Origin of the sequence: Burkholderia sp. AU39826, assembly GCF_020419965.1 — a bacterium.
Lineage (GTDB): Bacteria > Pseudomonadota > Gammaproteobacteria > Burkholderiales > Burkholderiaceae > Burkholderia > Burkholderia semiarida.
Window position 1 is genome coordinate 35,392 of sequence record NZ_JAIZQG010000009.1, and the last position, 21,354, is coordinate 56,745.

The 21,354-nt window shown below is 68.2% G+C and carries 22 protein-coding genes and 1 tRNA gene; 16 read left to right on the top strand and 7 right to left on the bottom strand.

Going from position 1 to position 21,354, the window contains the following annotated elements:
• Positions 1-25: 25 nt before the first annotated feature.
• Entirely contained in the window at positions 26-1,303 is a 1,278-nt protein-coding gene (locus LGM42_RS17575; protein WP_226232753.1) for a haloacid dehalogenase-like hydrolase, read from the bottom strand.
• Positions 1,304-1,809: 506 nt separating this feature from the next.
• Between LGM42_RS17575 and LGM42_RS17580 the strand changes: the two genes are divergently transcribed.
• The 5 genes from LGM42_RS17580 (at position 1,810) to LGM42_RS17600 (ending at position 6,905) form a co-directional block, all read left to right on the top strand.
• On the top strand, positions 1,810-2,709 hold the full coding sequence (locus LGM42_RS17580; RefSeq protein ID WP_226232754.1) for a M24 family metallopeptidase: 900 nt from the start codon (positions 1,810-1,812) through the stop codon (positions 2,707-2,709).
• Between the two features lie 49 nt (positions 2,710-2,758).
• Positions 2,759-4,546, top strand: a complete 1,788-nt coding sequence (locus LGM42_RS17585; RefSeq protein WP_226232755.1) for an SDR family oxidoreductase — start codon at positions 2,759-2,761, stop codon at positions 4,544-4,546.
• Positions 4,547-4,575: 29 nt separating this feature from the next.
• Positions 4,576-5,481: a metal-dependent hydrolase gene (locus LGM42_RS17590; protein ID WP_226232756.1), complete on the top strand. Its 906-nt coding sequence runs from the start codon at positions 4,576-4,578 to the stop codon at positions 5,479-5,481.
• A 79-nt stretch (positions 5,482-5,560) separates the two neighbouring features.
• Positions 5,561-5,848: a hypothetical protein gene (locus tag LGM42_RS17595; protein ID WP_059525440.1), complete on the top strand. Its 288-nt coding sequence runs from the start codon at positions 5,561-5,563 to the stop codon at positions 5,846-5,848.
• A 682-nt stretch (positions 5,849-6,530) separates the two neighbouring features.
• Positions 6,531-6,905: a DUF2917 domain-containing protein gene (locus LGM42_RS17600; RefSeq protein WP_226232757.1), complete on the top strand. Its 375-nt coding sequence runs from the start codon at positions 6,531-6,533 to the stop codon at positions 6,903-6,905.
• A 160-nt stretch (positions 6,906-7,065) separates the two neighbouring features.
• Here the strand turns inward: LGM42_RS17600 and LGM42_RS17605 are convergent, their stop codons facing one another.
• A complete protein-coding gene (locus LGM42_RS17605; protein WP_006480752.1) occupies positions 7,066-7,344 on the bottom strand; it encodes a hypothetical protein in 279 nt (92 codons plus the stop codon).
• A gap of 823 nt (positions 7,345-8,167) precedes the next feature.
• Here LGM42_RS17605 and LGM42_RS17610 point away from each other — a divergent pair.
• Positions 8,168-9,469: an NCS2 family permease gene (locus LGM42_RS17610; RefSeq protein WP_059584507.1), complete on the top strand. Its 1,302-nt coding sequence runs from the start codon at positions 8,168-8,170 to the stop codon at positions 9,467-9,469.
• A gap of 243 nt (positions 9,470-9,712) precedes the next feature.
• Here LGM42_RS17610 and LGM42_RS17615 read toward each other — a convergent pair whose 3' ends face one another.
• On the bottom strand, positions 9,713-10,000 hold the full coding sequence (locus LGM42_RS17615; RefSeq protein WP_006486743.1) for a DUF1488 domain-containing protein: 288 nt from the start codon (positions 9,998-10,000) through the stop codon (positions 9,713-9,715).
• A gap of 239 nt (positions 10,001-10,239) precedes the next feature.
• Positions 10,240-10,515 carry a DUF2964 family protein gene (locus LGM42_RS17620; RefSeq protein ID WP_226291178.1) on the bottom strand — a complete coding sequence of 92 codons (276 nt, stop codon included), beginning with the start codon at positions 10,513-10,515 and terminating at the stop codon, positions 10,240-10,242.
• A gap of 184 nt (positions 10,516-10,699) precedes the next feature.
• Here LGM42_RS17620 and LGM42_RS17625 point away from each other — a divergent pair, with 184 nt between their 5' ends.
• The 8 genes from LGM42_RS17625 (at position 10,700) to LGM42_RS17660 (ending at position 16,139) form a co-directional block, all read left to right on the top strand.
• A complete protein-coding gene (locus LGM42_RS17625) occupies positions 10,700-12,604 on the top strand; it encodes a sigma-54-dependent Fis family transcriptional regulator (RefSeq protein ID WP_226232758.1) in 1,905 nt (634 codons plus the stop codon).
• Between the two features lie 82 nt (positions 12,605-12,686).
• On the top strand, positions 12,687-12,989 hold the full coding sequence (locus LGM42_RS17630; protein WP_226232759.1) for a 2Fe-2S iron-sulfur cluster-binding protein: 303 nt from the start codon (positions 12,687-12,689) through the stop codon (positions 12,987-12,989).
• Positions 12,990-13,047: 58 nt separating this feature from the next.
• Complete coding sequence (locus LGM42_RS17635; protein WP_059585090.1) at positions 13,048-13,542, top strand: SRPBCC family protein; 495 nt, start codon at positions 13,048-13,050, stop codon at positions 13,540-13,542.
• Positions 13,543-13,634: 92 nt separating this feature from the next.
• Positions 13,635-14,012, top strand: a complete 378-nt coding sequence (locus LGM42_RS17640; RefSeq protein WP_226232760.1) for a DUF2946 domain-containing protein — start codon at positions 13,635-13,637, stop codon at positions 14,010-14,012.
• Positions 14,013-14,305: 293 nt separating this feature from the next.
• A complete protein-coding gene (locus tag LGM42_RS17645) occupies positions 14,306-14,671 on the top strand; it encodes a copper resistance protein CopC (RefSeq protein ID WP_226232761.1) in 366 nt (121 codons plus the stop codon).
• A gap of 92 nt (positions 14,672-14,763) precedes the next feature.
• A complete protein-coding gene (locus LGM42_RS17650) occupies positions 14,764-15,207 on the top strand; it encodes a copper chaperone PCu(A)C (RefSeq protein WP_059584498.1) in 444 nt (147 codons plus the stop codon).
• 31 nt (positions 15,208-15,238) lie between these two features.
• Entirely contained in the window at positions 15,239-15,412 is a 174-nt protein-coding gene (locus LGM42_RS17655) for a hypothetical protein (RefSeq protein WP_167351648.1), read from the top strand.
• A 97-nt stretch (positions 15,413-15,509) separates the two neighbouring features.
• Positions 15,510-16,139 (top strand): LysE family translocator, encoded by a 630-nt coding sequence (locus LGM42_RS17660; protein ID WP_060310576.1) that lies wholly within the window; start codon positions 15,510-15,512, stop codon positions 16,137-16,139.
• 14 nt (positions 16,140-16,153) lie between these two features.
• On the opposite strand, the gene LGM42_RS17665 is transcribed toward LGM42_RS17660, so the two are convergent.
• Entirely contained in the window at positions 16,154-17,467 is a 1,314-nt protein-coding gene (locus LGM42_RS17665; RefSeq protein ID WP_226232762.1) for a leucine-rich repeat-containing protein kinase family protein, read from the bottom strand.
• 144 nt (positions 17,468-17,611) lie between these two features.
• On the opposite strand from LGM42_RS17665, the gene LGM42_RS17670 reads away from it, so the two are divergent.
• Positions 17,612-17,696 (top strand) — tRNA-Leu (locus LGM42_RS17670).
• 74 nt (positions 17,697-17,770) lie between these two features.
• Here LGM42_RS17670 and LGM42_RS17675 read toward each other — a convergent pair.
• Positions 17,771-18,643, bottom strand: coding sequence for a LysR family transcriptional regulator (locus tag LGM42_RS17675; protein WP_060011876.1), 873 nt, complete (start codon positions 18,641-18,643; stop codon positions 17,771-17,773).
• A gap of 139 nt (positions 18,644-18,782) precedes the next feature.
• Here LGM42_RS17675 and LGM42_RS17680 point away from each other — a divergent pair, with 139 nt between their 5' ends.
• On the top strand, positions 18,783-20,024 hold the full coding sequence (locus tag LGM42_RS17680; RefSeq protein ID WP_226232763.1) for an MFS transporter: 1,242 nt from the start codon (positions 18,783-18,785) through the stop codon (positions 20,022-20,024).
• Between the two features lie 73 nt (positions 20,025-20,097).
• Here the strand turns inward: LGM42_RS17680 and LGM42_RS17685 are convergent, their stop codons facing one another.
• Complete coding sequence (locus tag LGM42_RS17685) at positions 20,098-21,345, bottom strand: RhtX/FptX family siderophore transporter (protein ID WP_226232764.1); 1,248 nt, start codon at positions 21,343-21,345, stop codon at positions 20,098-20,100.
• Positions 21,346-21,354 lie beyond the last annotated feature (9 nt).

Sequence of the window (21,354 nt, forward strand, 5' to 3'; positions counted from 1 at the left end):
CCCGCCGCCCGGCGCCCTGCCCGCGTCAGGCCAGCAGCTTGCGCTCGGCCTTGCCGTACTTGATCGACTTCTCGTCCGGAATCATCAGGCCCGTGTGCTCGTCGCGGCCCTGCAGCAGGAAGCGTGCGTCCGGGTTGCCGATCTGTTCGGCCGCGAGCTTGCTGTCCGCGCCGATCTCGCCCTTCTTCATCCGGTTGACGATCACGCCGGCCGCGGTGTCCTTGAAATCGCGCAGCATCCACGCGTCGCCGTCGCTGTCGCCGAACACCAGCAGCGGGCCGTAGCCCTTCTTCGACGCGAGGACGTTGCGAATGCCCACCGTCTTGCCGGGCCCCCAGTTGAAATGCCAGCCGGCCGGATAGGTGCTCGTGTACTTGCCGTCCTGCATGTCGAGACGCAGGCCGATCACGTTCTCGGGCGGCACGCCGTAGCCGTAGTTCGGATTGCCGGCAAATACGCGCACGACGTCGTCGAGCGACGCGGTGCTCACGTACACGTCGATGCCGTTCGCGCGCAGCGTATGCATCACCGCGCGGATTTCCTCGTGAATGCGGATGCCGTGGAAATGCGTGTCCGCGACCACGCCGGCCTTGCCCGGCAGCGTCTTCGGGCTTTCGTAGCGGACCTTGCGCAGCGCGTCGCCGATACCGTAGTTGTTCGACGCTTCCGCCATCGCCTGCAGCTCGGCGGTCGTCATGTTCTTGTAGAAGTAGATGATCCACTTGTAGCCGACTTCGAGCGGATGCGTGTCGCAGATCGCGTCGTACATGAAGTACAGCTTCGCGCGAAAATCCTTGAACTGGTCGGTCTCGCGGATCTCGTCGAGGCTCTTGTCGCCGCCGAGGCCCTTGTAGTTCGCATGGAGCCAGCGGTAATCGGACTCGACGTCGGCGGCGAGGTCCTCCATCGTCACCGGCTTGCCGTCGAGGGTCGTGTAGTCCTTCATGAACGCGCCCTTCGGCACGTCCTTCCACATCACGCCGACGAATTCATCCGGCGTCAGCTTGTACTGCAGATGGTTGATCTGGTACATCAGCAACGCCTCTTCACAGTCGTTCATGATGCACGTGTTGTCCCAGTCGAACACCGCATACGGGCGGCGCTTTCCGTCGTAGTGCGCGCTCGCGACACCATGCCGGTCGAGCACCGCCTGCAGGCGCGCGGCGTTGAACGGCGACCAGCGGCCCGGGTCCAGCGCGTCCGGCGCGGCTACGCTCTTCGCGCCGGACCTGCCGGCCCTGAGCATCAGCGGCGTCGCGGCGGTCGCCGCGGCAAGGGTGTTCATGAACCGGCGGCGCTGCATGGTCTCTCTCCGTGGAAATGTCGAATCGGCTTCGGTCGCCCCGCGCGACGCGCGACACACCGGCCCCGCGAAGCAGCAAAGGCTTCGAATCCGGGCGCATGATGTGACGAAATTATTTCGGCAATTTGACAGCGTCGCACCGCGACGCGACGGAGAGTTGATCCGGCGCGACATCCTGGGCCCGCGCGAAACCCCGCGCGGCGCTCCCCGGCCGGCTCCCGCCCTTCGAAACACGTGCGCAGCGATGGCCATCCGGCCCTGACCGCCGGAAACCTAGAGCAACCCCTCCATTTCGGCCCTTCATTAGGAGAAGCCCTCATCTCCGGGGGCTGGCGCGCGACGTCGAACCGGCTATTATCGTTACATCACACAATGGCACATTAAATGCTGACTGAATAATCCGCCTCCGAATCACCGGCGGAAGCGTTTCGGATCAGCGCCCAGCCTTGCACAAGGACCCGCATCGCGCCGACACGCAAACGCGGGCCGACACATGGAGACGCATCATGACCGCCCACCATCCGCTGCCGGAAGTCCACCTCGACGAGCTGCCGCAATTCCGCGCGGTCCAGCAACTGGCCTACCGCTGCGTCGAGACCGTCGGCGCGATGCTCTACCCCGGCATCACCGAGAAGGAAGCGGCGCGCCTGCTGACCGAATGGCTGCAGGACCACGGCGTGCACGACTGGCTGCACAAGCCGTTCGCGTGGTTCGGCGACCGCACCGCGTTCGACGGCTTCTCGGGCCTCAAGCACATGGGCGGCTTCAATCTCGCGTTCTTCCCGAGCAACCGTCAGCTCGAAACCGACATGCCGGTGATCCTCGACGTCGCGCCCGTGCTCGACGGCATCGTCGCCGATGTCGGCTACGCGCACTGCGTCGGCCGCAACCCGATCCTCGAGCAGTTGCAGGACGACCTGATGGACCATCGCGACATGATCGTGCGGCTCGTGAAGGCGCGCCGGTCGATGGCGGAGGTCGCGCAGGAAGTCGACGCGCTGTGCCGCCGCCAGGGCGTCGACCCGCGCCATAAGGCCTATCCGTTCAAGGTGCTCGCGCATCGTGTCGCGAAGATCCACAAGCTGTCGAAGCCGCGCTTCGTCGCGCGCTTCGGGCTGAACGCGACGCGCAACCTGCTGCTCGACCAGGGCCGCGCGGCGAAGCAGCAGGGCTGGTCGCCGCTGTGGTCGATCGACCGCCGCTCCGAGCATGCGCCGGTGCCGGGCCTGTGGGCCGTCGAGCCGCATCTCGGCTTCGCGGGCATCGGCGCGAAATTCGAGGAACTGCTCGTGATCACCGACGACGACGCGTACTGGCTCGACGACGACCTGCCGCACGTGCGCCGCTGGCAGCGCCGCCAGGCCGAGCGCGCGCAGGCGGCGGCGAACGTGCCGGCCGCTGCTTGACACGCACGTCACGCGCCCTCCTCCCGACTCCCTGAACGACGGACTCACGATGCAGCCTCTTTCCGACGAAGCGCCGCTGGCCCTGTTCGAATCGGTTCACAGCGAAACGGCGGTCGCCTCCGGCGACCTGACGCTCGCGGTGCGCACCTGGGGCGACCCGGCCCGCTCGCCGGTCGTGCTGGTGCACGGCTATCCCGACGACAGCAGCGTCTGGCGGCACGTCGCGCCGCTGCTTGCGCGCAAACACTACGTGATCGCGTACGACGTGCGCGGCGCGGGCCTGTCCGGCGTGCCGACGCGCACGGCCGACTATCACCTCGCGAAGCTGACCGACGATTTCGTCGCGGTGATCGACGCGCTCTGCCCCGGCCGCGCGGTGCACCTCGTCGCGCACGACTGGGGGGCGATCCAGGGCTGGGAATTCGTCACCGATCCGCGCCTGGCCGGCCGCATCGCGTCATATACGTCGTGCTCGGGCCCGTGCCTCGACCACGTCGGGTTCTGGCTGCGCGAACGCGTGCTGCACCCGACGCCCGCGTCGCTGGCCAGGCTCGGCGGCCAGCTCGTGCGCTCGTGGTACGTCTACCTGTTCCACCTGCCGCTCCTCCCCGAACTCGGCTGGCGGCTGTGGCTCGGCCGCGCGTGGCCGGGCCTGCTGCGCCGGATCGAGAAAACGCCCGCCACGCCGCGCCCGACGCAGGCCGACGACGGCGCGCGCGGCGTGCGCCTCTACCGTGCGAACTTCATCCGCTGCCTGTTCGCGCCGCGCGAACGCTATGCGCATGCGCCGGTGCAGACGATCGTGCCGCTCGGCGACAAGTACGTGAGCCCCGCGCTGTCCGAGAACCTGTCGCGCTGGGTGCCGCGGTACTACCGCCGCGAAGTCGCGGCCGGCCACTGGCTGCCGCTCGCCGATCCCGCGCGCTTCGCGGATCTCGCCGGGCAATTGATCGATTCGGTCGAATCCGGCGACGAACCGCCCGCGCTCGCGAACGCGCGCCGCCGCGCGACCAGCGGGCGCTTCAGCGGCAAGGTCGCGGTCGTCACCGGCGCGGGCAGCGGCATCGGCCGCTGCGCGGCGCTGGCCTTCGCACGCGAAGGCGCGACGGTCGTCGCCTGCGACATCGATCTCGCGAGCGCCGAGCGCACCGCGCTGCTCATCGGGCTGACCGGCGCGCACGCGCATGCGAAACGCGTCGACGTCGGCTCCGCCGACGAAATGGAAGCGCTCGCGACCTGGGTCGGCAGCGAACTCGGCGGCGCGGACGTCGTGATAAACAACGCGGGCATCGGGATGGCCGGCGGCATCCTCGACACGAGCACGCGGCACTGGGAGCGCATCCTGCACGTGAACCTGTGGGGCGTGATCCACGGCTCGCGGCTGTTCGCGCAGCAGATGGCCGCGCGCGGCGCCGGCGGGCACATCGTCAACACCGCGTCGGCCGCCGCGTTCGGGCCGTCGCGCGACTTGCCCGCGTACGCGACGACGAAGGCCGCGGTGCTGATGCTCAGCGAATGCATGCGCGCGGAACTCGCGGAGCAAGGCATCGGCGTGACGGCCGTGTGCCCAGGTTTCGCGGAAACCGGAATCATGGCGTCGACGCACTACGCGGGTGCGAGCGCCCAGGACGAAGCGCGGCTGCGCAAGCGCGCGACCAGGCTATACCAGATGCGCGGCCTGAAACCCGAAACCGTCGCGCAGGCGATGATCGACGGCGTGCTGCGCAACCGCCCCGTCGTCGCGGTCGGCGGCGAAGCGCACGCGATGCGCTTCGTCGGCCGCTTCATGCCGTGGCTGGGCCGGATGATCGCCCGCGTCAGCATGGCATCGCATTGACGGCGCACGACGCCGCACAGGGAGACGACATGACCGATACCGCCGACTACCACAAGATCAGGGCCCGACACGTGAAGTTCGACTTCAGCGACACGCCGGTCACCTGGGTGCCGAACGATCCGGGCAGCACGCACATCATCAACACGCTGAACCTGCTGTTCCCGGAGGGCGAGCTGTGGTTCTGCCGCGTCTACAACAAGGCGCTGCCGTTGATCGCCGATGCGCGACTGCGCGACGAAGCCGAAGGCTTCCTGCGCCAGGAAGCCGTGCACTCGCGCTCGCACGGCGGCGTGCTGAAGCACTACTACGACCGTCACGGCATCGACACGAAGCCGTTCACGCAAAAGCTCAACCGGTTGTTCACGCGCGTGCTCGGCGAACGGCCGCTCGGGCTGAAGATCGGCCATACGCGCTTCTGGCTGCGGCAGCAACTGGCCGTGATCGCGTCGCTCGAGCATTTCTTCGGCTATCTCGGCAACTGGGTGCTCAACGCGCACGGCCTCGACGAAGGCCGTGCGGACCCGACGATGGTCGACCTGCTGCGCTGGCATGGCGCCGAGGAAGTCGAGCACCGCACCGTCGCGTTCGACATCTACCGGCACCTGGGCGGCACCTATCCGGAGCGCTGCGTGCACATGGCGTTGGTGATCCTGCTGCTGCTCCACTACATCACGACCGGCGCGAAGTTCATGTACCTGCGCGATCCGGACGCCGGCCGCTACCCGGGCTTCGTGCTCGCGTGGTGGCGGGGTTCGCGGCGCGGGCACCTGCCGTCGTTCTGGAAGGTGATCGGCGCGGCGCTGCGCTATTTCAAGCCCGGCTATACGCCGCACCACGAAGGCTCGACCGAGCAGGCGCTCGCCTATCTCGCCCGCTCGCCGGCCGCGCAGGCGGCCGCGCACGGCGGCAACTGGGGCACGACGAAAGGCGCGTGACCGGGTTGCCGGCCGGTTCGGCGGGCGGCGCCCGCCGAAATGCGTACAATCGCGGCTTCAATTTCCCGGAGGTGCCGCGATGGCCATGAAGAAAACCGATCTCGAAAAGAACAAGGCGCTCAAGCTGACGCACGCGATGAAACAGTCGAGCTCCGCGCGTTTCGGCAAGGGCGCCGAAGAAGCGGCCAAGCTGGACCGCCGCGCGCAGCGCAAGCTCGACCAGGAACAGGGCCTCGTGCCGTTCGCGTGCAAGCTCAACGCGGAGCTGGTCGAACAACTGAAGGCACGCGCGGCCACGCACCCGGAAGGGATGACGGGCCTGCTGTCCGAGCTGCTCGTGAACGGCCTCGCGCAACGCGACGCGTAATTGCGACGTATCTCGAAATTTCCGTTGACAGGGCTGCGCGGCCACGACACACTCGTTCGCATGCCTATGCTCAAGCCCATCGCCATCGCGCATCAAAAACGAGTGAACGCCCATACGTGGCGATCGCCGGAGGCGCTTGTGCATTAGCATCGAGATTTCAGTCATGCATGTCACGAGGCCTCGCCGGAACCGGATGAGGCCTTTTTGTTTTGTTGCGCGTCATCCCGCCCGGCTCAACGATGGAGATGACGATGGACCAGGCAAGCCGGCTGGTTGTTTGCCCCGATCGGTGCCGCACCGATACGATCTCGTTGCCGAGAGTCGAGTTGCATTTCACGGTCGCGCCGCGCAAGACGCATGCATCGTTGCCCGCGCAACCGCGGTGCGCGACGGCATCGTGGAACGCCGGCCGCACGGCAACGCACCGCGCCCTTGCGCATATCCCGAAAATAGTCGTTGACAACGCCACACGCCGACAACAAAATCGTTCGCATGCCTACGTTCAAGCTCATCGCCATCGCGATTCATTGCCCGGTGAACATTCGAAAGAATGGATCACGGGAGGCGCTTGTGCGTTAGCAATCGAGCAGTACCGCATGTCACACGAGGCCTCGCCGGAAACGGATGAGGCCTTTTTGTTCTGGTGCACGTCATCCGTCCGGCTCACTGAATGGAGAAGACGATGGACCAGGCAAGCCCGCTGTTCGACCGCCGCGACCGGCGCCCCGCCGGCACGATCGCGTTACCGACCGTCGTGATCCGTTTCGCGATCGCACCACGCACGACGATGACGTGGCGCGCGCCGCGGGATGCGGAGATCCGCGCACACGACGCGGCGCTGTGGATCACGCGCCCGCCGAGCGTCGACGATTACTGGGTGCGGCCCGGCGACGTGCTGCGCATCGCGCGCGGTGAGCGCATCTGGCTCGGCGCCGACGGCGACCGGTCGGCGCAGGCGTCGATCACGACCGCGTACGTGCGGCGCGGCGAACGCGTCAGGCGCGCGCTCGCGCAAGTGCAACGTTTGCTCGTGAAGGTGTGGAGAAGGAGCGGATGAGCGGCGCGCCGTTACACGCACGATACGCGGAACGGCCGCGACCGGAAACGGGCGCACCCGCGGCGCGATGCGCCGCGGGTGCGCATCGAAGAACGCGGCACGCCGGTGCGTACCGCGAGCGATCGCGCGCCATGCGCAACGAGAGGATGCTGCAGGTGCATCAGGTGCTGGCGGCGAGACGCGGGCCCGTGCTTCGTGGAGTGGAATCGAGGTCGGGGCGTTGCGCAGCCTGCGAGGTCACCCACGGATCGATGCCCTGCTTCTGCACCTCTTCGAGGAATGACACACGTGTGCGCCAGTAATCCGCCTGTAATTTCGCATCGATGACGCGCTGTTCGGCTGCGAACAGTTCCATGCGCGCCGTCACGAGCATCGACGCGGCGGTTTTTTCCGGCGTGGGGGCGTGTCGCATCGCCCAACGGCTGATCCAGTTCAACATGCTGACCTCCGTGATTACGGACGAACCCGCATCGGGCAATCGCAATCGGCCGTGCCTGACCGGCCGTGCCTAACCGGCCATGGCTGCCCGAACGCGCAACGGCCTTGACCGCCATTCACCGCCTGGCCTGCACGGACTGCGACTCCCCCGCGTCGGCAATGATCGGCCGGCGTGTGTATGAGCGGTGTATCTATCCTAGAAAGACTTGCCGGTTTACGCGATGGGGTCTTGCATTCTTTTACACAGAAACCACAGTCGCCCCCGCATCGCGAAATGACAGTTGCGGACGGGACGGCTTCGGCGCACGATAACCCGATCCCTGCCGCCGCCTGGACAGACGAATGGCCGCCGCACGCGGTTGCCTGGTCGTGTGTCCGCACCGGCGGCACACGTGCGTTCGCACGAACGCGCCGCCTGCACCGCATTCGTGCAGCATGCGGGCGCTGCGTTTCAGTCGCATGTCGTCGTGTACCGGCCGCGCGCGACGCCGCCGGCATGCCGTTGCGCACGCATCGGCTGGTTTCGCCCGCCTGCGGGGCGCCCCTTCCGTTCGTTTCCTTCGTTCCCGCCGTTTCGGCCATTTCCGCCGGCCGGTGCCGCATGAACCGGTAAAATGCGCGCCTTCGTCGCGCGGGCGGGCTGCCGGACCGTTTGCGCGCAGGCAACCGATCGTGCCCTCCAACTATATCGTCCGAGCTATCCACGCTATTACAATCCGCCGATAGCCGGACAATAGTGGCTGGTTACAGTTAGCCGGCCGCGCTGCCTGTACAACAATTCGGCACAACAATCAACACGACAACCCGACCGGAGAAACGCCTTCATGGAATCCATCAAGCGGTATTTCGGCTTCGCTGAAGCCGGCACCGATTTCCGCACCGAAATACTCGCGGGCGTCACCACGTTCCTGACGATGGCCTACATCATCTTCGTCAACCCCGCGATCCTCGGCGACGCCGGCATGCCGAAGGAATCCGTGTTCGTCGCGACCTGCCTCGTCGCGGCGCTGGCGTCGATCATCATGGGGCTGTACGCGAACTACCCGATCGCCTGCGCGCCCGGCATGGGCCTGAACGCATATTTCGCGTACACGGTCGTCAAGGGAATGGGCTTCACGTGGCAGGCCGCGCTCGGCGCGGTGTTCATCTCCGGCTGCCTGTTCCTGCTCGTTACGCTGTTCCGCGTGCGCGAGGCGATCGTCAACGGCATTCCGAAATCGCTGCGGATTTCCATTACCGCCGGCATCGGCCTGTTCCTCGGCATCATCTCGCTGAAGACGTCGGGCGTGATCGTCGGCAACCCGGCCACGCTCGTCACGCTCGGCGATCTGCACAAGCACGAGACGATCCTCGCGATCGTCGGCTTCTTCGCGATCGTCACGCTCGACCACCTGCGCGTGCGCGGCGCGATCCTGATCGGCATCATCGGCGTGACGATCCTGTCGTTCTTCTTCGCCGGCAACCAGTTCCACGGCGTGTTCTCGGCGCCGCCGTCGATCGACGCGACGCTGTTCAAGCTCGACATCGGCGCCGCGCTGTCGACCGGCATCATCAACGTGATCCTCGTGTTCTTCCTCGTCGAGCTGTTCGACGCGACGGGCACGCTGATGGGCGTCGCGAATCGCGCGGGCCTGCTCGTCGAAGGCAAGATGAACCGCCTGAACAAGGCGCTGCTCGCCGACAGCACGGCGATCGTCGCGGGCTCGGTGCTCGGCACGTCGTCGACCACCGCGTACATCGAAAGCGCATCGGGCGTGCAGGCCGGCGGCCGCACCGGCGTGACGGCCATCACCGTCGCGGTGCTGTTCCTCGCGTGCCTGTTCATCGCGCCGCTCGCCGGCGTCGTGCCGGGCTACGCAACCGCACCGGCACTGCTCTACGTGTCGTGCCTGATGCTGCGCGAGATGGTCGAGGTGCCGTGGGACGATGCGACGGAAGCCGTGCCGGCCGCGCTGACCGCGCTGCTGATGCCGTTCACGTACTCGATCGCGAACGGCGTCGCGTTCGGCTTCATCGCGTACGGCGGCCTCAAGCTGCTGACGGGCCAGGCGCGCACGGTCAAGCCGATCGTGTGGATCATCGCGGCCGTGTTCCTGTTCCGCTTCTTCTATCTCGGCAGCGAGTAAGCGCGGAACGCACGCCGGCGCGACGCACGATGAAAACGCCACCTTCGGGTGGCGTTTTCGTTTTCGCACGATTGCTCTGCGATCCTCATGAATCGACGTGCACGAGCGCGCCGACGCTCGGGCAATCCCGCACGGCCCGCATACGAAAATGCCGCGCGGCCCCGCCGAACGGCATTGCGTGAAGGCAATGTCCTCGCGTGCGCCGCGCTCGAGCGCATGCGCCGCCGGACGGGCGTCGTGTCGTCAGCGCCAGTTGGCCTCGTAGAAGCGCACGTAGCCGCTGCGCAGCGTCACGCATTGCGCACGTGTTTCCGACAGCAGGCGCCGTGCGGCCGCCTCGATGCGCTCGCGGTGCTGATCGAATGCGCCGACCATGTCCTCGAAGCGCGGCGATGCGGCGCCGAAGTGGTCTTCCAGCGCCTCGGCGGTGATCTGGCACTGGACGCGCTCGCCATTGACCAGTGCCGTGAACCCCAGCATCAGGTCACGCCCCGAATACTCCGGCTTCTCGTTCGTGAAATGGATCTGCATGGAGCCGCCTCGACCGGTAGAAAACGAATGACCGCGTCCGTCGTCCGCTACCGGCCGGACGAAATGCACGCGGGCTCGCCGGCGGAGGCCCCGGCCGCGGAGTGTGGCGCGGTCGATGCATGCCGGTTGAATTCCACTTTAGACGGTTTCGCGCGGGAGACAAAAATTTCGGTGTGCGTCGTTCCGACGCGCATTTCGTCTGATCTGCGCGGCATCCGGCACTGTTTCGCCAACGGACGTCAGTGCGGATCGGTCGGCCAGACGTTGAGCGCGATCGCGGCGGTCGTGACGCCCACCGCAATCGCGGCCGCCCCGTATCTCACCGCATCGGTCAGATCGAACAGCAACCCGTGGATCGCCACGGCAATGCCGCCCAGCATGATGAAAGTGGCGATGGCCGCCAGCACGACTCTCAGTTCCGCCCGAACCATGATGCGTCTCCCGAACGGATGCATGTCGCGTCGCATGCATGTTGCACCGCGGAACACGGCGCGCGCGTGCTCCATTTCCATCATTGCAGGCGGGCGCTTAAAAGCAAGGGGATTTTGTTGGCAGTCGCGCATCGCACGTGGCGCTTGTATGATGATGCGTACCCGGCCGGACGGCTGGCGCGCCGAATGGTGCGCCGCGAGCGGAGCCGCACTCCGCCGCCGATGCCGATCCGGTTGCCCCGGCGGCCCCGGGAACAGGAGACAAGCCATGCCGCAACCCTTCGTGCTGCCCGCCACCGCGGGACGTACCGACCTGCTCGCGCAGGCGCATGCGCGTTCGACCGCGGTCGGCCTGCGCGCGCACGAACGCCCCGATTTCTCGCCGCTGTCGCGCGTCGCGCTGCGCGAACTGCTCGACACGAATCACACGCTGTTCTCGCACGCGCGACCGGTGATGGAGGACCTCCACGCGCAGATCGCCGATACGCAAAGCCTCGTGCTGCTGACCGACGCCGACGGCGTGATCCTGCACAGCATCGGCGACGCGGACTTCATCGAAAAAGCGAACCGCGTCGCGCTGTGCGACGGCGTGTCGTGGGCCGAAGGCGCGCGCGGCACGAACGCGATCGGCACCGCGCTCGCGTCCGGCCAGGCCGTCGTCGTGCACGGTTCCGAACATTTCCTGCGCGCGAACCATATCCTCACCTGCGCCTGTGCGCCGATCGTCGATCCGTTCGGCCGCACGCTCGGCACGCTCGACGTGAGCGGCGACCCGCGCGGCTCCAGCCCGCATACGCTCGCGCTCGTGCGGATGTCCGCGCAACTGATCGAGAACCACCTGTTCGCGAACCAGTGCGGTGAAGCGCTGCGGCTGCGCTTTCACGCACACGAGGATTGCGTCGATTCGCTGTTCGCCGGGCTCGTCGCATTCGGCGCCGACGGCAGGCTGATCGCCGCGAACCGCAGCGCCCAGTTTCAGCTCGGCGCGTCGTTCGACACCCTGCAGCACCAGGCCAGCGACGCACTGTTCAGCATGCGCTTTGGCGAGCTCGCGCGGCAGGCCGCCCGCGCGCCGGGCGCCACGTTCCGCCTCACGCTGTCGACCGGCGTGCGCGTGCTCGCACGCTGCGAATTCCCGGAAGCGCAGAAAACGACCGTCGCCGTCACGCCGCCCACGCCGGCCGCACGCATGCGCGCACCGGACCCCGATGCGATCACGTTCGCGACGCTCGACACCGGCGACGCGCGCATGGCCGCCGTGCTCGAACGCGTCGCGAAGATCCGCGGGCGCGACCTGCCGTTGCTGATCCTCGGCCAGACCGGCACCGGCAAGGAATGGCTCGCCCGCGCGCTGCACCAGGCGTCGCCGCGTGCGGACGGCCCGTTCGTCGCGGTCAACTGCGCGGCGCTGCCCGATTCGCTGATCGAGGCCGAGCTGTTCGGCTATGAAGACGGCGCGTTCACCGGCGCACGCAAGCGCGGCAGCCCCGGCAAGATCGCGCAGGCCGACGGCGGCACGCTGTTTCTCGACGAGATCGGCGACATGCCGCTCGCGCAGCAGGTGCGGCTGATGCGCGTGCTGCAGGAGCGCGCGGTGATGCCGCTCGGCGGCGCACGCGCGGTGCCGGTCGACGTGCGCGTGGTGTGCGCGACCCACCGTGACCTGCGCGCGATGATCGCGGAGGGCACGTTCCGCGAGGATCTGTTCTACCGGATCAACGGGCTCGCGGTCACGCTGCCGGCGCTCGCGACGCGCACCGACCTGCCCGCGCTCGTCGAACGGATCCTCGCGCGGCTCGCGCGCAGCGAGCCGATGCCGCGCCGCCTCGCGGCCGACGTGCTCGACGCATTCGCGCGCCACCGCTGGCCCGGCAACCTGCGGCAGATGACCAACGTGCTGCGCACGGCCGGCATGCTCGCCGAAGACGAAGCGGAAATCACGCTCGCGCATTTGCCCGACGATTTCTGGCTCGACTGCGACGATGCGCCGGCTGCGCCGGCGGCAGCCGCATCGGTCCCGTCGGCGGGCAGGCGCGAAGGCACGACGCTGCAGAGCCATCAGGCCGCGATGATCGACGCGGTGCTCGCGCGCCATGGCGGCAACGTATCGGCGGCCGCGCGCGAGCTCGGCCTCGCGCGCAATACCGTGTACCGGTATCTGCGGCGGCACTGACACCCGCGGCGGGCGGCCGTCGGCCGCCGGCGGGTTCGGGTATCCTTGCCGCGTTGCCGCCGAACCGCCGCCCGCTTCAGTCATGACCGATCCAGAACACCCGCCTCTCGTGCGCATCGACCCGCTCGGCGCAACCTTCGACGCGCCCGATTCGCTGACCGTGCTCGAAGCCGCCGCGTTCGCGCGCGTGTCGCTGCCGCGCTCGTGCCGCAACGGCACGTGCCGAAGCTGCCTTTGCCGGATCGTCAGCGGCAGCGTACGCTATACGATCGAATGGCCGGGGCTCTCCCGCGAGGAAAAGGCCGACGGCTATACGCTGCCGTGCGTGGCCGTCGCCACGTCGGATCTCGTGCTCGACGTGCCCGACGCGGTCATGCTCGACTAGACGCGGCGTGCGCCCGCGCACGTCGTCCTGCAACGCTCGATCCTGCATGGAGAACGTGATGGCCCAGCCAACCGATCGCATCGAAAAACAGACGCTGCTCGCCGCACCGCCCGACCGCGTCTGGGCGGCCGTCAGCGATTCCGACGAATTCGGCCAGTGGTTCGGCGTCGCGTTCGACGGCCCGTTCGAGGCCGGCCAGCCGCTGTTCGGCCGCATCACGCCGACCCGCGTCGACGACGACGTCGCCAAGGCGCAGGAGCCCTACGCTGGCACCGTGTTCGAAATCGTCGTCGATCGTATCGAGCCAAAACGACTGTTCTCGTTTCGCTGGCATCCGTTCGCGATCGATCCGAATGTCGATTACGCGTCCGAGCCGATGACGCTCGTCACGTTCACGCTCGCGGCGCAAGCCGGCGGTACGCTGCTCACGGTCACCGAAACAGGCTTCGACCAGTTGATCGAAGCGCGTCGCGCGACGGCGCGCGACATGAACGACCAGGGCTGGGCCGCGCAGATGACGCTGATCGCGAAGTATCTGGCGAAGCACGCGTAGCGCGCCGCGATGCCGCACGCGCCGGCCGACTCGCGAATCGACGTGCGTGGCATAATCCGCTCCATCGTCGTCCACCCGCCGCCGCGCATCGCATGCTGAGTCGTCGTCTCCGGAAGATCGGCAGTCTGATCGGGATGCTCGCCATCCTGATGACGGCGCTCGCGCCGACGATCTCGCAGGCGCTGACCACGCAAGGGCGCGTCGACGCACTGCTGGCCGGCTACTGTTCGGCCGCGCCGGCCGCTGGTGACCGCTCCGCCGACGCGTCGACGAAAAACCTGCAGGCCCATCTCCAGGCATGCGGCTACTGCAGCCTGCTTGCCCACACGCCCGCGCTGCCCGCGCCCGAGTTGACGTTCGCGGCCCACGTGCACGCGATCGAGCATCGCGCGGCGACCCGCTTCGAAAGCCTGCGCCGCGCGCTGCCGCTCACGGCCGCGCAACCGCGCGCCCCGCCGTTCGCGTCCTGATCCGTCGTCATTTAGCGTGATGCCGCAGCGCATCGCGCAGCCTGCGCACGCCGCCCGCGTGCGCGACATGTCACGTTTCGAAGGACGATCATCATGTGTCACCCTGCTGCGCGCGGCGTCGTGCCGGGCGCGTGGTTGGCCGTCTGCGGCCCGGATGGCCGCGCCTGCATTCGCCCGCATGCGAATGTCCGGACGCGCACGTTCGTACCGACCGCCACCGGCCGCGATGCCGCGCGCGCAGCCGTCCGTCGAATCCGTCTGTTCCATCCGATTCGTCACTCGCTCATCCACCCATGAAAACCGCCACTTTCGCTCGCGGCGCACTCGCCGCGCTCGGCTTCGTCGTCATCCACGCCGCCCATGCGCATGCGCTTCCGAAAACGCAGGACCCGGCCCCCAACGCCACGCTGTCGAGCGCGCCGCACGCGGTCACGATCGATTTCGGCGAGGCGCTCGAGCCGGCGTTCAGCTCGATCGCCGTGACCGACAGCCACGGGCAATCGGTCGTCGACGGGAAGTCGGCCGTCGATGCCGGCAACCGGAAGCGGATGCGCGTCGCGCTGACGAGCCTGAAGCCCGGCACCTACACCGTCGCGTGGATCGCGGTGGCCAGCGACGGCCATCGCACGCACGGCCGCTACGCATTCACGCTGAAGTAACGCATGTCACCCACGCGATGCGCGTCGGCGCTCGATGCCGGGCGCATTCGCATCGATGCCCTCGGCATCGCACCCGACAAGGAGAACACACGATGAAACACTCGATTCCGACCGGCCTGCTCGCGGCGCTGGCGCTGCACGCGTCCGCCACGTTCGCCGCGCCGGCCATCCAGGCCGATGCTTGCTGGATCCGCACGATGCCGGCGACCGTACCGTCCTCCGGCTACTTCACGCTGAAGAACGACGGCGACGCACCCGCGACGCTGACCGGTATCGACACGCCCGCATACGGGATGGCGATGGTGCATGAAACGCGGACGAGCGGCAGCACCGCGAAGATGGTTCACGTCGACTCGGTGGTCGTACCCGCGCATGGCACGCTGACGTTCAAGCCGAAGAGCTATCACGTGATGCTGGAGGAGCCGCGCCAGGCCGTCGCGCCTGGCGCGAAGGTGCCGGTCCGGCTGCATTTCGCGGACGGCTCGACCGTGTCCGTGACCTGCGACGCGAAGGCGCCGACCTACGCCGGCCAGTAACGCCGCCGGCTCACGACAGAAGGAGATGCTGATGAAAAACCGCTTGCCGCTGGCCGACCTGATCGTCCGCTACCGGACGCCGCTGAATGTCGCGGTACTGATCGCCTGCGGGTCATGGGCCGCGTGGATCGCGTGGATGACGCGGCCTGCCGCGATCGACACGCCGCCGCCGATTCCCGCGTACTGCATGCGCGACGCGCGCTGACGCGCGGCGCGGCACGGTTCCGGCAGCGGCGCGCGCCATTATTGGCGTGGCACCATCGCTTCACCCCAACCGCCGGAACCGCCTCTCGGAGCGCCGCATGTCCGTTCAGACCTGGATGCTGTTTGCCGCCGCCTATCTCGCCACGACGCTGTCGCCGGGGCCCAACGTGCTGCTCGTGATCCGCAACACGGTGCGCTACGGCGCGCACGGCACCGCCGCGACGATCGCCGGCAACCTCGTCGCGCAGGGCGTGGTCGTGCTGCTCGTCGCGCTCGGCGTCGGCGCGGTGCTGGCCGCGATGCCGCCGCTATTCGTCGCGATGAAGGTGATCGGCGCCGCGTACCTGATCTTCCTGGGTGTCCGGCAGTTGCGCGGCGACCGCCGCGCCAGCGCATCGAGCAGCGCCGCGGAGATCGCCGTGCCCGATCGCCGGAAGCTGTTCCGCGAAGCGCTGCTCGTGTCGGGCAGCAATCCGAAGACGATGATCTTCCTGTCCGCGTTCATGCCGCAGTTCATCGTGCACGACCGCCCGCTCGCGCTGCAGTTCGTCGTGATGTACGCGACGATCGCCTGCATGGTCGTGGTCGTTCACAGCGTCTATTCGGCCGGCGTGCGCCGCCTGCATCGCGGTGTCGGCATGAGCCGCGCGGTGCGCGCGCTCAAGCGCGCGAGCGGGCTGCTGTTCGTCGGGCTCGGCATCAAGCTGCTGACCGCGCGGCACGCGTAAGCCGGCGCCACCCGTCAGCGCATCCGAGCGGCCAGCGCGGCCGTGATCTCGTCGAACGACGGCCGCGCATCGACGTCCTCGTTCACGCACGCCGCCGCCAGCGCGTCGAGCGCGCCGGTGCGCGATTCGCAGCGTTCGAGCAATTCGCCGAGCAGATAGCCGAATGCGCGCACTTCGAGCCGCTCGAACCTTGCGCCGCGCGTGCGCTCGTTCACGTCGTACAGCGAAGCCGCCCCGAAATCGCCGAGCAGCGCGCCGCCCGCGCCGTCGTGCAGGATGTTGTGCGCATACAGGTCACCATGCATGATGCCGCGCGCGTGCAGATGGCCGGCCGCCGACGCGATGCCGTGCGCGATCCGCAGCGCTTGCGCCGGATCGAATGTCGCATCGGCGGCATAGACGTCTCGCGTGCACGACGCGAAGCTCGGCGGCCCGGCGAGGTTCGTCAGCGCAGGATCGACCCGCTCCATCACGAGGCCGTGCGTGCCGTCCGGATGCCCGCGCACCTTGCCGATCACCGGAATCAGGTTCGGGTGGCGGCCGGCATGCAGGCACGCGGCCATTTCGCAATCGGGCAGGCCGTCGCTCGTCACCGCACCCTTGAACAGCTTCACCGCGACCGTCCGTGGCGGATGGCCGTCCGCACGCCATTGCGCGCGGTAAATCACGCCCGACGCGCCCTCGCCCAGTTTCTGTTCGCACGACAGCGCGGCCCAGTCGATCTCCGCGACGTCCGGCCCGGCGGACGCCGCGGCCTCCGGCGCCGCGCCGAACGGATTGCCGGCCACCGCAAGCCATGCGAGACGCGGCAGGCGCGGCAGCCAGTCGGGCAACGCATCGAGCCGGTTCGCCGACAGGCGCACCAGTTCCAGCGCGCGGCAGGCGGCCATTTCCACGGGTAGCGCACGCAACTGGTTGCCGGCCAGCATGAGCTTCTGCAAGCGCGCACAGTCGCCGATATCGGCCGGCAGTTCGTCGATCGCGTTGTCGGTCAGGATCAGCCAGCGCAGCGCACGCGGCAGCGCGCCGCGCGGCACGGTGCGGATCCGGTTCGCCTTGAAGCCGATCATGTCGAGCCGATCGCACGCGCCGAGCACGTCGGGGAACGCGGTAAAGCGGTTGCCCGACGCGAACAGGATGCGCAGCCGATGCAGCCGCGGCAGGTCGTCCGGCAGCGCGGACAGCGCATTGCCGGTCAGGTCGAGCACTTCGAGCGTATCGGCCAGATCGAAGATCTCGCGCGGAAATTCGGTCAGTCCGCACGCGAGCTTCAGTTGCCGCGCGCCCGACAGTTGTCCGGCCTGCAGTTGTTCGAGGGTGTGGGTCACGGGGAGAAAAACGGGTGGCGGTTGCGGGGACCCGTCGGGTCGATCGGACGAATTCTACCGGGATCGATCGGGCGCCCGTACACGACCTTGCCATACCCCCTTCACAAACGCGCGATGTGACGTTAGAATTGCGCCCCTTGCAGTGCCGACGTGGTGAAATTGGTAGACACGCTATCTTGAGGGGGTAGTGGCGAAAGCTGTGCGAGTTCGAGTCTCGCCGTCGGCACCAGATGCGTTTTCCTCGCATTCCCGCATTTCCGAAACCCGCGACAGCACTTGGCTTCGCGGGTTTTTTGTTGCCCGCTACGCGAGCAGCAGAAAATTCCGCACCACCGCGGACGGCTCGTCGCACCGCGACGCAATGGCGAGCCTCGCGCGAAACCGGTTGCCCGCGAACGGCCGGTATACGACCCCGGGCACCTGCACCTGCGTAATCGCCTTCGGCACGACCGATACGCCGAGGCCAGCCGCCACCAGCGTCACCGCGGACGCGATCTGCGGCGCCGGTTGCCCCATGCGCGGCTCGAACCCGGCAGCCTTGCACGCCGCGACGATATCGTCGAACAGCGCGGCGCCGGCCGCGCGCGGCACCTGCACGAACGACTCGTCGGCGAGTTCCGCCAGTTCGACGCGCCGCCGCTGCGCCAGCCGGTGCGCGACGGGCAGCGCGACGAACATCGGCTCCTCGTCCCAATCGGATACCCGCAGCGTCGCGGCGACACGGCGCTCCGGCCGCACGATCGCGACGTCGAGGCGCCCGGCCTCCAGCGCCTCCAGCAGCACGCCCGACGTCGCTTCCTGCAACGTCAGTTCCGCATCCGGAAACGCCTCGCGAAAGCGGCGAATCAGATCCGACACTTTCGGATTGAATGCAGCCGTCCCGGTGAAGCCGACGCGCAGATGGCCGGTTTCCCCGCGCGCGGCGCGCCGGGCCGCCCGTGCCGCGCGCTCGGCATCGTCGAGCACGCGCCGCGCCTCTTCCGCGAAAACTTCGCCCGCCAGCGTCAGCTCGGCGCCGCGCGCGGTGCGTTTGAACAGTTCCACGCCGAGCTCGTTCTCGAGCGCCTTGATCTGCTGGCTCAACGGCGGCTGGCCGATGCCGAGTGCTTCGGCGGCCTTCGTGAAATTCGACGCGGCCGCGACGGCCAGAAAGTAGCGCAGATGCCGGAGTTCCATGCGTGACGTGACCTCGCGATGAGTCGGGCTGGCCGGTCAGCCAGTGTTAAAACATATTGCTGCGGTTCATTTCATATATTGGACATATACATGACCGTGCGCAAGAATTCGTGTATTCCGTCGCACATCGAGTGCCCTCATGTCCTCCGCTTCGATTTCCCGCTCCATGCCCGGCACGCAGAACACCACGCCCGATGCGCTGCCGGCCGGCGTGTCCCCGCGCTCGGCCGCGTACAAGCGCATCGCGTTCGCGCTGTTCCTCGCCGGCTTTGCCACCTTCTCGCTGCTGTACTGCGTGCAGCCGCTGCTTCCCGCCTTTGCACGCGAGTTCAACGTCGGCGCGGCGTCGAGTTCGCTGTCGCTATCGCTGTCGACCGGAATGCTCGCGGTGTCGATCCTGTGCGCCGGCGCGCTGTCCGAACGGGTCGGGCGGCGCGGGCTGATGTTCGCGTCGATGACGCTGGCCGCGCTGTTCAACCTGCTCGCCGCGTGGTCGCCGAGCTGGCACCTGCTGCTGCTCTGTCGTGCGCTCGAAGGCTTCGCGCTCGGCGGCGTGCCGGCGGTGGCGATGGCCTATCTCGCGGAAGAAATCGCCGCCGACGGGCTCGGCCTGTCGATGGGGCTCTATGTCGGCGGCACCGCGTTCGGCGGCATGATCGGACGGATCGGGATGAGCGCGCTCGAGGAGCACTTCTCGTGGCGCACGGCGATGCTGTCGATCGGCGTCGTCGATCTGCTCGCGGCGCTCGCATTCGTGATGCTGCTGCCGGCGTCGCGACGCTTCGTGAAGCGCACCGACCTGACGCTGCGTCACCACCTGCGGCTGTGGCACGCGCAATTGCGCCACGCACGCCTGCCGTTCGTGTTCTCGATCGGCTTCCTCGTGATGGGCGCGTTCGTGACGATCTACAACTACGCCGGATTCCGGCTCATGGCCGCGCCGTTCAACCTGGGCCCGACCGCGTGCGGGCTGATCTTCGGCGCGTACCTGTTCGGCATGGTGTCGTCATCGAGCGCCGGCGCGCTCGCCGATCGCCTCGGGCGCGCGCCGGTCCTGGTGAGCGGCATCGTCGTGTTCGCGGCGGGCCTCGCGCTGACGCTGTCGCATTCGCTCGTCGCGATCGTCGTCGGCATCGTGCTCGTGACGATCGGCTTCTTCGTCGCCCATTCGGTCGCGAGCGGCTGGGTCGGCGCGCTCGCGGGCGCCGCGAAGGGGCATGCGGCTTCGCTGTATCTGCTCGCCTACTATGTCGGGTCGAGCGTGCTCGGCTCGGTCGGCGGCGCGTTCTGGCAACACGGCGCGTGGACGGGCGTCGCCGCGTATGTCGCGGTGCTGCTCGTCATCGCATTGCTGGCGGCGCGGCGCTTGAGCCGCGCTTGAGCCGCACGCGATGTGGCGCGCTACGGCACGGTGCGCACCCCGCACCGTGCACCGTGCACCGGCCGCGCAGCCGTCACGACACCAGCGCATCGTCCCCCTTCATCGCATACGCGGCCTCGCGCCGCCGCAGCTTCATCGCGATCAGCGCCGCCAGCACCGCCAGCGCGACGCCGGTGAGAAACCCGCCCGTATAACCGACCTTCGCGGTCAGCGACAGGATCGTCGACGACGCGATCAGCTCGCCGAGATCGCGCGTGCTCTGCACGGCCGTCACGTCGGTGCCTGCCTGATCGCTGCCGCCCGCGAAGCGCATGCCGGCCGTCATGATCGACACGGACGTGATGCCCGTCGCCAGCGAGCCGAGCACCGTGCAGAGCCATGCCCACGACGGCGACACCGGCAGCCACCCGCTCGACTGCGCGAACCACAGCAGCGCCGCCGCGCCCGCGCAGCTCACGCCGGCCGTAAACGCGCGCCACAGGCCGAGCGCCCTGACGAGCCACGCGCCGCCGCCGCATCCGAGCACGACCGTCACGACACCGCCGGCCATCCCGAGTTTGCCGATCGCGTCGAGCGACCAGCCCGCGTCGTTGAGGAACAGCTTCGACAGGCCGAAGCCCGATACGGCCGTCATCGCCGACAGCAGCGCGAGCGACAGCAGCGACCACGAGCGCGGCCGCTTCGCGAAGCGCACGAGGCTCGCCGCGTGTTCGGGCCGGGCGCGGGCACGATCCGCGTCGCGCGGCAAGAGCCACAGCACGCAGACGAGGCTCGCGAGCGGGACGGCCGCCAGCGCGAGAAACGCGGTTGACTGGCCGAACAGGCCGATCAGCGTCAACGTGCCCGCGCCGCCGCCGAAGAAGCCGATCATCACGCCCGCGATCTGGATCGCGTTGATCCTCGCGAGCGTGTCGCCGCTGAAATGCTCGGCGGCCATGCCGTCGTTCGCGATGTCCTGCGTCGCGCTCGCGAACGACGCGACGGCCAGCAGCCCGACCGCCCAGCCCGCCGTCGCGACCGTCATCCCGATCTGCGCGAGGCTGACGAGACACAGCACGACGATCGTCTGCATCGGCAGCATCCAGCTGCGCCGGCGGCCGATGCGGGGCGACCAGCGGTTGTCGACGACCGGCGCCCACAGGAATTTCACGACCCACGGCAGGCCGACGAGCGGCAGAAACGCGAGTGCGTGAAGCGGCGCGCCGTCGTGGCGCAGCAGCGTCGGCATCGCGTCCATCGCGATGCCGATCGGGATGCCCTGTGACAGGTACAGCAGCGTGATCGTGATGACCAGGCGGCGATGTTCGAGCAGATCGCGCATCGGAGTCTC